This is a genomic window from Microbacterium sp. GW821-FHT01D02, assembly GCF_059422585.1.
Genome location: NZ_JBWKXB010000003.1, coordinates 260,055 through 272,105, shown reverse-complemented (window position 1 = coordinate 272,105; position 12,051 = coordinate 260,055). Strand labels below are relative to the sequence as shown.

General features: G+C 71.0%; 13 protein-coding genes. 5 read left to right on the top strand and 8 right to left on the bottom strand.

All coding sequences use genetic code 11. The features are described from left to right. Positions 1-6: 6 nt before the first annotated feature. The 4 genes from AC07VM_RS14820 to abc-f are packed head-to-tail and all read right to left on the bottom strand — an operon-like array spanning position 7 to position 3,418. Positions 7-441: a cupin domain-containing protein gene (locus tag AC07VM_RS14820; protein WP_494911964.1), complete on the bottom strand. Its 435-nt coding sequence runs from the start codon at positions 439-441 to the stop codon at positions 7-9. Further along, positions 438-1,061 carry a pyridoxine/pyridoxamine 5'-phosphate oxidase gene (locus AC07VM_RS14815; RefSeq protein ID WP_494911963.1) on the bottom strand — a complete coding sequence of 208 codons (624 nt, stop codon included), beginning with the start codon at positions 1,059-1,061 and terminating at the stop codon, positions 438-440. The genes AC07VM_RS14820 and AC07VM_RS14815 overlap by 4 nt, the downstream gene beginning before the upstream one ends. A 31-nt stretch (positions 1,062-1,092) precedes the next feature. Continuing rightward, positions 1,093-1,773 carry an HAD family hydrolase gene (locus AC07VM_RS14810; protein WP_494911962.1) on the bottom strand — a complete coding sequence of 227 codons (681 nt, stop codon included), beginning with the start codon at positions 1,771-1,773 and terminating at the stop codon, positions 1,093-1,095. 46 nt (positions 1,774-1,819) lie between these two features. Beyond that, positions 1,820-3,418, bottom strand: a complete 1,599-nt coding sequence (gene abc-f / locus AC07VM_RS14805; protein WP_267414898.1) for a ribosomal protection-like ABC-F family protein — start codon at positions 3,416-3,418, stop codon at positions 1,820-1,822. 163 nt (positions 3,419-3,581) lie between these two features. Here abc-f and AC07VM_RS14800 point away from each other — a divergent pair, with 163 nt between their 5' ends. The 4 genes from AC07VM_RS14800 (at position 3,582) to AC07VM_RS14785 (ending at position 7,541) form a co-directional block, all read left to right on the top strand. Beyond that, positions 3,582-4,199 (top strand): DedA family protein, encoded by a 618-nt coding sequence (locus AC07VM_RS14800; RefSeq protein WP_494911960.1) that lies wholly within the window; start codon positions 3,582-3,584, stop codon positions 4,197-4,199. A gap of 5 nt (positions 4,200-4,204) precedes the next feature. Further along, the gene (locus AC07VM_RS14795) at positions 4,205-5,467 is read left to right on the top strand and encodes a sensor histidine kinase (protein WP_494911958.1); all 1,263 of its coding nucleotides are present in this window, start codon (positions 4,205-4,207) and stop codon (positions 5,465-5,467) included. Beyond that, the gene (locus tag AC07VM_RS14790) at positions 5,464-6,135 is read left to right on the top strand and encodes a response regulator (protein ID WP_494911957.1); all 672 of its coding nucleotides are present in this window, start codon (positions 5,464-5,466) and stop codon (positions 6,133-6,135) included. The genes AC07VM_RS14795 and AC07VM_RS14790 overlap by 4 nt, the downstream gene beginning before the upstream one ends. 98 nt (positions 6,136-6,233) lie before the next feature. Then, complete coding sequence (locus AC07VM_RS14785; RefSeq protein WP_494911956.1) at positions 6,234-7,541, top strand: acyltransferase family protein; 1,308 nt, start codon at positions 6,234-6,236, stop codon at positions 7,539-7,541. Between the two features lie 2 nt (positions 7,542-7,543). On the opposite strand, the gene AC07VM_RS14780 is transcribed toward AC07VM_RS14785, so the two are convergent. Together AC07VM_RS14780 and AC07VM_RS14775 are read right to left on the bottom strand one after the other, a co-directional pair. Beyond that, positions 7,544-8,143: a CbiQ family ECF transporter T component gene (locus tag AC07VM_RS14780; RefSeq protein WP_494911955.1), complete on the bottom strand. Its 600-nt coding sequence runs from the start codon at positions 8,141-8,143 to the stop codon at positions 7,544-7,546. Further along, complete coding sequence (locus AC07VM_RS14775; protein ID WP_494911954.1) at positions 8,134-8,832, bottom strand: energy-coupling factor ABC transporter ATP-binding protein; 699 nt, start codon at positions 8,830-8,832, stop codon at positions 8,134-8,136. Before AC07VM_RS14775 ends, AC07VM_RS14780 begins: the two co-directional genes overlap by 10 nt. A gap of 65 nt (positions 8,833-8,897) precedes the next feature. Here AC07VM_RS14775 and AC07VM_RS14770 point away from each other — a divergent pair, with 65 nt between their 5' ends. Further along, positions 8,898-9,482 carry a TetR family transcriptional regulator gene (locus AC07VM_RS14770; RefSeq protein WP_494911953.1) on the top strand — a complete coding sequence of 195 codons (585 nt, stop codon included), beginning with the start codon at positions 8,898-8,900 and terminating at the stop codon, positions 9,480-9,482. Here the strand turns inward: AC07VM_RS14770 and AC07VM_RS14765 are convergent. After that, a complete protein-coding gene (locus AC07VM_RS14765; RefSeq protein ID WP_494911952.1) occupies positions 9,445-10,815 on the bottom strand; it encodes an MFS transporter in 1,371 nt (456 codons plus the stop codon). The two genes, AC07VM_RS14770 and AC07VM_RS14765, sit on opposite strands and share 38 nt — an antisense overlap. Continuing rightward, complete coding sequence (locus tag AC07VM_RS14760) at positions 10,812-11,966, bottom strand: MalY/PatB family protein (RefSeq protein WP_494911951.1); 1,155 nt, start codon at positions 11,964-11,966, stop codon at positions 10,812-10,814. The genes AC07VM_RS14765 and AC07VM_RS14760 overlap by 4 nt, the downstream gene beginning before the upstream one ends. Positions 11,967-12,051: the final 85 nt, after the last annotated feature.

Sequence of the window (12,051 nt, the reverse complement as noted above, 5' to 3'; positions counted from 1 at the left end):
GGACGATCAGTCCGCCCACGGCAGGGGACGCTCCGGCAGCCGTGAGCTGTCGTCCGGAAGATGCGGCAGCTCCTCGCCGCCGGCGCGGAGACAGAGCCACCGGAGCTCGCCGTCGCTGTCCGGCCGCGCCCGCCAGATGCGGGCGACCCCCTGACCGACGCGGATCACGGTACCGGGGCCGACTTCCACGATGTCGTCATCGAGACCCATCTGTCCGCGCCCGCCGAGGAAGACGTACACCTCCTCGATCTTCCGATGCACATGCCAGTAGCCGGCCTCTTCACCGGGCTCCAGCGCATTCGCCGTCATCCCGATGAACTGCATCGTCAGCTCGTGGTCGACCACCCGGCGGCCGTCGCGTGCGCGCGCCGCGTCGAATCCGCCGTGGTGAGCGCGCCACTCGTCGAGAGCCCCGATCTCGACCACCTGATAGTCGCTCATGCGCGCTCCTCCACGATCCGAGCGCCCTCCGTGCCGGCGCCAGCGCCCGACACCGTGAGGTCCCAGCCGCTCTCCGTCCGCCGGTAGACGATCCGCGTGTGGTTCCGGTCCGCCGATCCCTGCCAGAACTCGACCCGCGTCGGAACGATCCGCCAGAGGACCCACTCCCCCGGTGCGATACCGCGACGCGCGTCGGCGGAGCGCGCGGCGAGATCTGCGGCGCTCTCCGCCGCGGAGGCCTCCTCGATGATGCCCCGGACGCGGACGGCCCGTCGGAGCGGCTGCCACCAGAAGTTCAGCGCCGCGGCGGGGCGTGCGGCGATCTGAGCACCCTTGCGGGATGCGCGCCCTCCGGCGAAGGCCCATCCTCGCGCATCGACGTCCTTGAGGATCAGCGTCCGCGCATCCGGCAGGCCGTCGTCGTCGACGGTCGCCAGGGTCGCCGCGTGCGGCTCGGCCACTCCGCCCTCGGCGGCCTCCCGGAGCCAGTCGATGAAGAGCGGCACCGGATCGTCGGGAAGCTCTGCGACGTCGAGTGTCGGTGCGACACCGGTGAGGGCAGGCTGCGCACGCAGCCACTCGCTGATCTCGGACGAGGACGGGCGCTGAGCGATCGGCATGCTCCCGACTATGCCACGAATCCCCTCCGCCTCAGCCTCGCTCCTTCGCGACGGCGCCCTCCGCGTTCCGGGACGCCGGAGGCAGCAGCAGGTCGACCAGTTCGCCGAGTGCCGCGATCCGGCGCGTCTCGCCGGACCAGGCCTGGTGCCCGCCGTCGAAGTGCACGAAGGGCATGCCGAGCTCATGCGCGATCTCCCGGTCGTGGTTGGTGTCGCCGATCACGAGCACCTCGTCGGCGGCGAGGCCCGAGCCCGACAGCCAGCGCGCGATGACGTCGTGCTTCGACGCCCGATACGGATCGTCGATGGACAGCACCCGCTCGAACGCCGATTCCAGGTCGTACGGCGCCATCTGTCGCGCGAGGGCGTCGGGAAGGGTCGCGGAGGCGAGCACCTGGCGCATGCCGTGCGCGCGGAGCACCGCGAGTGTGGTGCGGGCGTCTTCGTGGAGTCGTGCCTCGCCCACCCGCGTCGCGAGCAGTTCGAGGTACGCGGTGGCGGCCGGCACGAAGCGCTCGTCGCCGATCCCCACCTCCCGGTAGAAGTCGCGGATCGGGAAGCGGAACACCGAACGGTAGGCGGAGGCATCGATCAGAGGATCCAGCTCGTGCTCACGGAGCACGGCGTTCATCACCTGGCGACAGATCTCGGCGTCGTCGAGCAGCGTTCCGTTCCAGTCCCAGCACACGGCGCGGATGCGGGTGGGATCCATGTGTCGACGCTACAGCGGGCCGCCGACACGCGGTTCGAGCGGGCTCCTAGGCGAGCTCGATGAGGTCCTGGTACTCCTGGCTCCAGATGTCCTCGACGCCGTCGGGAAGGATGAGCACGCGCTCGGGGTTGAGCGACTGGACGGCACCCGGGTCGTGGGAGACCAGGACGACCGCACCCTCGTAGTGCGCGAGCGCACCGAGGATCTCCTCGCGCGATGCGGGATCGAGGTTGTTCGTGGGCTCATCGAGCAGCAGCAGGTTCGCGGAGGACACCACGAGCGTCGCCAGCGAGAGACGCGTCTTCTCCCCACCGGACAGGACTCCGGCGGGCTTGAGGACGTCATCGCCCGTGAACAGGAACGACCCGAGCACCTTGCGCGCCTCGGTCTCGGTGATGTGCGGTGCCGCCGAGACCATGTTCTCGAGCACCGAGCGGTTCACGTCGAGGTTCTCGTGCTCCTGGGCGTAGTAGCCGACCTTGAGTCCGTGACCGGGCTCGAGCTGGCCCGTGTCGGGCTGGTCGACACCCGCGAGCATGCGCAGCAGCGTGGTCTTGCCCGCACCGTTGAGACCGAGCACGACGACCTTGGATCCGCGGTCGATCGCGAGGTCGACGTCGGTGAAGATCTCGAGTGATCCGTACGACTTCGACAGCCCGGATGCCATCATCGGCGTCTTTCCGCAGGGCGCCGGCTTCGGGAAGCGCAGCTTCGCGACCCGGTCCTCCTGGCGCACCTCGTCGAGGCCGGCGAGCAGCTTCTCCGCGCGGGCGATCATCTGGTGGGCCGCGGCGGCCTTCGACGCCTTGGCACCGAAGCGGGCGGCCTGCAGCTGCAGCGTCGTCGCCTTCTTCTCGGCGTTCGCGCGCTCCTTCTTGCGGCGCTCCTCGTCGGCCACCCGCTGACGCAGGTAGTTCTTCCAGTTCATGTTGTACGTGTCGATGATCTGGCGGTTCGCGTCGAGGTAGAACACGCGGTTCACCGTCTCGCCGACGAGCTCGACATCGTGGCTGATCACGATCAGCCCGCCCTTGTACCCCTTGAGGAATTCGCGCAGCCACACGACGCTGTCGGCGTCGAGGTGGTTGGTCGGCTCGTCGAGGATCATCGTCTGCGCGTCGGAGAAGAGGATGCGCGCGAGCTCGATACGACGGCGCTGACCGCCGGACAATGTCGACAGCGGCTGGTCGAGGATGCGGTCGGGCAGCGAGAGGTTGTTGGCGATGGACGCCGCCTCCGCCTCTGCCGCATAGCCGCCCTGGGCCTCGAACTGCTCGGTGAGACGGGCGTACCGCTTCATCGCCTTGTCCGCGACCGCGGGGTCGTCGGAGCCCATCGCGAGCGCCGCCTCGGTCATCCCGAGGTTCAGCTGACCGAGCCCACGGGCGTCCAGGATGCGCGTGCGCGCGAGGTCCTCCGGGTTGCCGGAGCGGGGGTCCTGCGGCAGATAGCCGAGCTCACCCGAGCGGGTCACCGAGCCACCGGCGGGCAGGACGTCGCCGGCCAGCACCTTGGTGAGGGTGGTCTTCCCGGCCCCGTTGCGACCGACGAGTCCGATCTTGTCTCCGTCGGCGACGCGGAACGAGACGTTCTCCATCAGCAGGCGCGCGCCAACGCGGATCTCGAGGTCGTGCACGGCAAGCACAGCAGACGTCCGTTCTTCCAGGGAGGTGTTTCGGCCGATCGGCCAGCCTCCCAGTATAAGCGGCGCCGCCGGATGCCGCGGTCAGGAACATCACTCCCGAGAGGGATCCGTCCGATACCGCAGAGGGATGCCGCCGCGGGCGCCCCCTGCATAACGTGCTCTGGTGGACATCCTCAACGAGCTCATCATGCAGGCCATCGCATCGCCCTGGCTGTACCTCGTGCTGTTCGCGGTCACGATCATCGACGGCTTCTTCCCGCCGGTCCCCAGCGAGACCGTGCTCGTCGCCGCCGCAGCCGTCACCGCGTCCACCGGCGAGGGGAATCTGCTCCTGCTCGGTGCGGTGGCCGCGGTCGGCGCCGCGATCGGCGACAACATCGCCTACCTGATCGGCCGCGGGCTCGGCACCACCCGCTTCGCCTGGATGCGGCGCCCTCGGGTGGCCACGGCGTTCCATCACGCCCAGCGCGCCCTGGACCGGCGCAGCGCGACCCTCATCCTCGGGGCGCGATACATCCCGGTGGGGCGCGTCGCAGTCAACATGTCGGCCGGCGCTCTCGGCTTCTCCTGGCGACGCTTCCTGCCGCTGAGCCTGATCGCCGGCGTCAGCTGGAGCGTGTTCAGCCTCGCCGTCGGCCTGCTCGCCGGCGCCTGGATCAAGGATCAGCCGCTGCTCAGCGCCGGTCTCGGCATCGTCATCGCGCTCGTCATCGGCCTCGTGATCGACCGCATCGCCGCGGCCCGTCGCCGCCGCGAGCCGGCACCGCAACTGGCAGGATGACAGTCATGGCACGCCGCCGAGAGCGCATCCCGCGCCGCCAACGGATCAGCCGCCGCACCTTCGCCCTCGCGGCGCTGTGTGCGGCGGCCGTCGCGCTGTACGCCGTCCTCGTGCCGCTGCAGACCGTCCTCTACGGCACACCGCTGCCGTTGGCATTCCTCCTGGGCGCGGCGCTGTGCGGATCGCCGCTCCTCGCCCTCTCCCACCCGCGCTGGGCGATCGCCGTCCTGACCGGAGCCACGCTGCTCCTCCCGCTCGCCGTCGTGCCGGAGCTCGCGACGGAGTCGCCGTGGCCGTGGTCGGTCCCCGCGCTCCTCGTCTTCGTGCTGTTCGTCGGCGTCGTCACGTTCCTCCACGGTGCGCGGCTCGGGGCGTTCGCCCTCATCCTCGGCGTCATCGCGTCGCTGACCTCGCCGCTCCTCCGTCCCGACATGGTCGCGACGCCCGCCACGTCCGGCAGCGCCACCGCGGATCTCATCGTGACCGCCGCCGTCGCCGTCACCATGTATCTCATCGCCGCCCTGGTGGCCGGCCGCCTGCGCGTGGCCGAGGAGCTCACCCGCGAGAAGGAGCACAGCGCGCTCGAGGAGTCCCGACGGGCTCTCGTGGAGGAGCGCACCCGCATCGCCCGGGAGCTGCACGATGTGGTCGCCCACAGCATGTCCGTGATCCAGGTGCAGGCATCCACCGCCCGGTACCGCATCCCGGACCTCAGCGACGCGGCCACCACGGAGTTCGACGACATCGCGGCGACCGCCCGGAGCTCGCTCACCGAGATGCGACGCATGCTGGGCGTGCTCCGCACGGAGGACCAGACCGCCGAACTCGCCCCGCAGCAGGGCATCGACGACGTCCCCGCACTGGTGGACAGCATCCGTCGGGCCGGCGTCGAGGTGGGGCTCGCGCTGGAGGGCCAGAAGACGGCCTCCTCCGCGACGCCCGCCGTGCAGATCGCCGTCTTCCGCATCATCCAGGAGGCGCTGAGCAACGCGGTGCGGCATGCCCCGGGGGCGCGCATCGAGGTGCGCGTGCAGGCCGACGCCGGCGCCGTCCGCATCCGCGTGCAGAACACCGCGCCGGCACGTGCGCCGGAGAACCACACCACCGGCTACGGACTGCGTGGCATGCGCGAACGGGCCGAGCTCCTCGGCGGGAGCCTGTCGGCCGGCCCGACCTCCGACGGTGGCTGGGGCGTCGACGCGACGCTCCCGCTGACCGCCGACGCCTCACCCGCAGCCGTCCCTTCCCCCGACAAGGAGACCCCGTGACGATCAGCGTGCTCATCGCCGACGACCAGGCCATGGTGCGCGCCGGATTCGCCGCACTGCTCGACGCGCACGACGGCATCCGCGTGGTCGGGCAGGCGGCGACCGGGGTCGAGGCCGTCACGCTGTCCGCGCGCCTGGACCCGGACGTGATCCTGATGGACGTGCGGATGCCGGAGCTCGACGGGATCGAGGCCACCCGACGGATCCTCGGCCCGGCGTACCCGGCCGCTCACGTGCCGCGGATCCTCATGCTCACGACCTTCGACATCGACGACTACGTCTATGACGCGCTCGAGGCGGGCGCCAGCGGATTCCTGCTCAAGGACGCCCTGCCGGAGGAGCTCGTGCATGCCGTGCGCGTGGTCGCCGGCGGCGATGCCCTCCTCGCGCCCAGCGTGACCCGACGCATCATCGAGCAGTTCGCCGGTCGTCGTCCGCGAGCTCCACGCTCGGAGACGGCACTCGCCGACCTGACCGAGCGGGAGCGCGAGGTCCTCGTGCTGATCGGCAGGGGACGCTCGAACACCGAGATCGCCGCCGACCTCTTCATCGCCGAGCAGACGGTCAAGACGCACGTCGGCAAGGTGCTCGCGAAGCTCAACCTCCGCGACCGCGTGCACGCCGTGATCCTCGCCTACGACACCGGACTGGTCGAGCCGTCCTCCTGACTCACCCCGTCGTAGGGGGTCGCAACGGCACCCGAGGGTGATGCCCCCGACGCCACCGCGTCCATAGTCTCCTGGGACACCACTCCCGAGGAGGACTCATGGCCATCGTCCAGGCACCGCGCGCCGTCACCGTCACGGCTCCCCCGCGCGCATCCCGCGACACCGGGATCGACTTCGTCCGGGCGCTGTGCGTGCTCGGGGTCGTGCTCCTGCACTCCATCATGGTCGGCGTCACGGTCGACGCGACCGGCCCCGTGTTCGACAACGCCAGCGACGGCACGGGCTGGATCGCCCCGCTCAGTTGGCTCCTCCAGGTCATGCCGCTGTTCTTCGTCATCGGCGGCTTCTCCGGCCTCCTCGCCTACCGGCGTCTGCGGCAGCGCGGCGGAACCGGCGTGGACTTCGTCGCCGGCCGACTGCACCGCCTGCTGCGACCAGCGATCTTCGCGATCGCGGTCGTCGGCGTCGCGCTCGCCGTGCTCACGGTCTCGGGCGTCCCGGCCGATCTGATCGCGACGGCGGGCTTCCGCTACGGCCAGCCGCTGTGGTTCCTGGGGGTCTTCCTCCTCTGCCAGGCGCTGCTTCCCCTTCTCGCGGCCGCGCACGAACGCGCGCCGTACCGGACGATCGGGGCGCTCGCGCTGGCCGCGATCGCGGTCGATGTGCTGCGCGGCGCGACCGGCTTCGAGGGTCTCGGCTTCCTGAACCTCGCATTCGTGTGGATGACGCTGCAGCAGCTCGGGTTCTTCCTGGCCGACGGACGCATCGATGCACTGAGCCGGCGCGTGCGCGCCACCGCCGGCTTCGGAGCTCTTCTCCTGCTGGCCACGACGTTCCTGACGGGCCTGTACTCCCCCGACCTCATCCACAACATCAACCCTCCGACGGCCGCCCTGCTGCTCGTCGGCATCGTGCACACGAGTCTGCTCTCGCTCCACCGCGAGCGGCTCGAGCGCTTCAGCCGCCGTCCGCGCGTGGCCGCCTTCACGGCCTTCGTGACCGTGCGCACCATGACCATCTACCTCTGGCACATGCCGGTGCTGCTCGTCATGGCCGGCGTCACCGCGGTGTACGCCCTGACCACCGGGGTCGCTCTGCCGGACCTCGACAGTGCCGGCTGGTGGGCGGGACGTCCGCTCTGGCTCGCGACCGCACTCGCCCTCAGCGCCCTCGTGGCCGTGGCGTTCACCCGATTCGAGTCGCAGCCCGCCCCGGCGGCGACGGCATCGACGCGCCGGCTCGTCATCGCGGCCCTGAGCGGATTGATCGGCGTCGTGCTGCTGCTCGCGCTGGGCACCTCGGTCGCGACGGTCCTGATCGCCGTCACCCTGATCGCCGTCGCCCTGCGGCTCGCATCACGCGTCGCGCCGCCGTCGTCCCCGGCCGGAGTGCTCGTACCGGCGTGAGGTCAGCCGATGCCCCGTGCGGCCAGGGCATCCCCCACATCATCCGCATGCCGCAGCGACAGCACCAGCAGCGGCACCACGGTGCGCACGCCCAGGCGGACGTCGCGGGCCTGCTCCGCCTCCCGCACCCGCCGGGCGAAACCGGCGATCACCGGGATCGTCGTGAGGGTCAGGGACACCGTCAGCGCCACGACGTCCGGATCGAGACCGAAGCGGCGGAACGGGACCAGCAGCCGGCGCAGCACCGCGAGGAGATCCGACATCCGGGTCGTGAGCGTCAGCAGGCCCGCCAGGAGGAGCACGGCCACCACCCGACCCGTGCTCACCCAGGCGGCGACGGGCGAGACGAAGACGGCCAGCGCGGTGGCGAGGACGAGCACGATCCAGCGCAGCCGCCAGATCTCGACGAAGGGTGTCCGGAACGGCAGTCCACCGACGCCGTACAGCGCCCAGACGACGAGCAGTGCGATCGCGATGCTCAGCGGATCGTGCGGATAGAGCGACAGGACGAGCGCTCCTATCGCGAGCACGGCCAGCTTGAGTCCGGCGGGTGCCCGGTGCAGGACTCCCGTGCCCGGATGGTACAGCGCGATCACGCGCACGCCCGACGGTAGGCGTCGATCACCGTCGCCGGTTCCCCGGAAGCCGCGATCCGGCCCTCGTCGAACAGCACCGCGGCTCCGCAGCGTCCCGCCAGCTCCAGGTCGTGCGTCACGATCACGACCTGGGCCGGCTGCGCGAGCAGGAGATCTCCGATGCGGCGGGCGTTGCGCAGGTCGAGGAGCGTCGTCGGCTCATCCGCCACGACCAGCCGCGGCTCGGTGATGAGGACGGAGGCGAGGGCCAGCATCTGCTTCTGCCCGCCGGACAGACTCGAGGCGGGAACGTCGGCGTGCTCCTCCAGCCCGTGCGCGGCGAGCGTCTCGCGCACGCGCTCGGCCGCTTCGGCCCGCGGCTGCCCGCGCAGCGACAGGGCGAGGTCCTCCGCGGGGGTCGGCATGAGGATCTGCGCGTCGGGGTTGGTGAACACGAAACCGACCCGCTTCCGGACCGCCGCCCTGTCTTTCACGGTGTCGAGGCCGTGCACCGAAACCGTGCCGACGTCGGGCGCCACCAGACCGTTCAGCAGCCGCGCGAAGGTCGACTTCCCCGACCCGTTCGCACCGATCACGGCGATCGTCGGCGCGGTGAGCTCGACGTCCACCTCGCGCAGCACCGTGCGACCGTCGAAGCGCACCGTCACGCCGTCGAGGGTGATCGGCGCCAGCGCGAGCTCTGTGTGCCCCGTCATCGCGCCCTCCCGGATCCCTGCTCCTGAACAGTGTTCACCTGAACGTCGTTCACTATAATCGGAGGATGAGCCCAGAGCCCAATCCGGCACGGCACGACCGTGACAGCGTCGCTCGGAGCGCCCTCGCCCTGCTCGACGAGGTCGGGCTCGCCGATCTGTCCATGCGTCGCATCGCCGCTGGGCTCGACGTGCAGCCCAGCGCCCTGTACTGGCACTTCGCCAGCAAGCAGGAGCTGCTGGCCGATCTCGCCGACCGGATTACGGCCTCGATCCCCCAGGGCAGCGCCGACGTCCTCACCACCGCGCGAAGCATCCGTGACGCGCTCTTCGCCTACCGGGACGGCGCCGAGCTGGTGCTCAGCACGTACGCCCTCCAGCTCGGCTCCTCGCAGGCGCAGTCGGCACTCACCGCAGCACTGCGCACACAGGGCGCGACCGACGCCGAGGACCGCGGGGCGGCGATCCTGCACTTCGTCCTCGGCCATGCCACCCTCGTGCAGCAGCGCATGCATGCCGACAGCCACGGTGCCCTCCCCCGTGCGGATGAGGTCGACGTCACGGCCGGCCTCGACCGCGTCTTCGACCTCGGGGTCACCGCACTCGCGGGAGCGCTCAGGGAGCCGGCGACTCCGCCGCGTGCCCGAGCCTGAGTCCGGGGACCGCGGCCAACAGCAGCAGGCCGACGCAGAACGCGAAGACCGCCCCGAACGCGCTGGCCTGTCCGCCGAGTGTGGCCACGGCGAGTCCGGCCAGGGCGATGGCGACGGCCGACCCGGTAGCGTCCGAGATCGACAGTGCCGAGGAGTTGAACCCCTGGTTCGTCTCGTCCGAGTACGCCAGCGTCAGCACGGTCAGGCGCGGGTAGAGCAGCCCCATCCCTCCGCCGGCGAACGCCCATCCGAGCACCACGACGGCCGGCGACACATCGAACATCGCGGCCGTCAGAACGCACAGCATCGCCACGAGGAGAGAGCCGAGGCTGATCACCGTGATGCGGTGATTACCCAGTCGTTCGCCGAAACGTCCCTGCAGCGCCGAGGCCCCCGCCCATGCCAGCGCGGCCAGCATGAGGGCGACTCCGGCCCAGGTGGCGCTGAAGTCGAACTTCTTCATGAGCAGGTACGGGATGTAGGCCTCGGCCGCGAAGAACGCGCCCGCCGCGATGCCGCGCATGAGCACCACGCTCGGCAGACCGTGGCCCGCCCGCAGGGTGCGTCGCGGCAACAACGGGAGCACGGCGACGCCGATCGCCAGCACGGCTCCGAGTGCCACGGGCCATCCGATCGGGGGCGCCAGCTTCGCCGAGAAGCCGATGACGACGGCGAGCACCGCCACCACCACGGCCAGCGCCAGCCGGACGACGAGCGCGCGCCGGTCCTGCCGCTCTCCTCCTCCGAGGTCGACACCGCGCAGCCGGACCGCGATCATCACGAAGGCCGCCGCGGTGAGCACGGCGACGCCGAGGAACGCCCAGCGCCAGTCCAGGTACTCGGCCACGGCGCCGGCGAGGAACGGCCCCACCATCGACGGCACGACCCAGGCCGCGGCGAAGGCGGCGAAGATCCGCCCGTGCAGGTGCGGCGGGTACAGCCTCGCCACGACGACGTAGAGCGCGACGGTCTGCCCTCCCGCGCCCAGCCCCTGGACGAGTCGACCGATGAGGAACTGGTCCATCGTCACGGCGAAGCCCGAGATCAGCAGGCCGAGGATGAAGAGCGTCACGGCGACGTACAGGGCGCCGCGCGGTCCGCGGGCATCCGACCACGCACCCGTCGCGACCATGCCGATCACGCTCGTCGCCAGGGTGCCGGCGAACGCCACGGCGTAGAGGGCCTCCCCGTGCAGCGCCTCGCTGACGATCGGCATCACCGTCGTGACCGCGAGCGCCTCGATCGCCGCGAGGAAGATCAGCGCGACGGCTCCGAGGGTGACCCAGATCCGTTGGCGGTCCCAGATGGTCGCGGCGTCGGCCGGGACGGTCATCGCCCCACGAGCGCTGCGATGCGCTCGACGGCCTCGGTGAGGATCTCGGGGCTGGTACCGAAGTTCAGCCGCACGTGCCCCGCGCCCTCCGCACCGAAGGCGGGCCCGAAGTGCAGTGCGACCTTGGCGTCCTTCAGGATGCGCCGGGCCGGGTTGTCGCCCCACTCCAACGCGGAGAGGTCGATCCAGGCGAGGTATCCGGCGTCGGGGATGCGGTAGCGGGCGCCGGGGAGGTGCGCCGCGAGGAGGTCTTCCAGGAGCACCCGGTTCTCGTCGAGGGTGCGCAGCAGTCCGTCGAGCCAGGGATCGCTCTCGTCCGAGAACGCGGCGACGGCGGCGAGGAGTCCGAACTGTCCGGTGCGCCACTCGACCTCGACGGGCAGTCCGCGGACCACGGCGCTCGTCTCGTCGTCGGCCGTGACCATCAGGGCGCACTTGAGGCCGGCGAGGTTGAACGCCTTGCTCGCGCTGACGACCGCATAGCCCACGCGCGCCGCGGCATCGCTCACCGCGAGGAACGGCGTGAGCCCGGTGCCCGGCTGCGCGAGCGGCGCGTGGATCTCGTCCGAGACCACGGCGGCGCCGTACTGCTCGGCCAGCTCCGCCAGGGCGGCGAGACTGTCGCGCCCGTGCACGGTGCCGGTCGGGTTGTGCGGGTTGCAGAGGAGGATCGCCGTCGCTCCGTCTTCGAACGCGGCACGGATGCCGTCGAGATCGAGCTCCCAGTGCGTGCCCGTGTCGAGCAGAGGAACGCGCTCGACCTCGGCACCGGCCTCGGCCACCAGGTCGTAGAACGGCGGATACACCGGAGGGGTGACGACGACCCGTTCCCCCGGCTGCGTGACACGGCGCAGGATCTCGACGATCCCCATGCTCACGTCGGCGGTGCTGCGCATGCGCGCGGGATCCGGCTCCCACCCGTAGCGGCGGGTCGCGAATGCGGCGAACGACTCGGCGAGCGGGGTCCGCGAAGCGACGTACCCCGTGTCGCCGATCTCGACCGCGCGCTGCAGCGCCGTGGAGATCGCCGGCGCCAGCGGGAAGTCGGTCTCCGCGACGAACAGCGGCAGGACGTCGGCGGGATACTCCCGCCACTTCTCGCTGCTGCGCTCGCGGAGCTCCGCCAGCGGCAGGGCCTTCACCTGAAGCATTCGTTCTCCCGAGGTTCCGACACGCGCCGTCGACGTGTCATCCGATGAAGCGCGCGCGATCGGGCCGCCTCACGGCGGTGCTCCC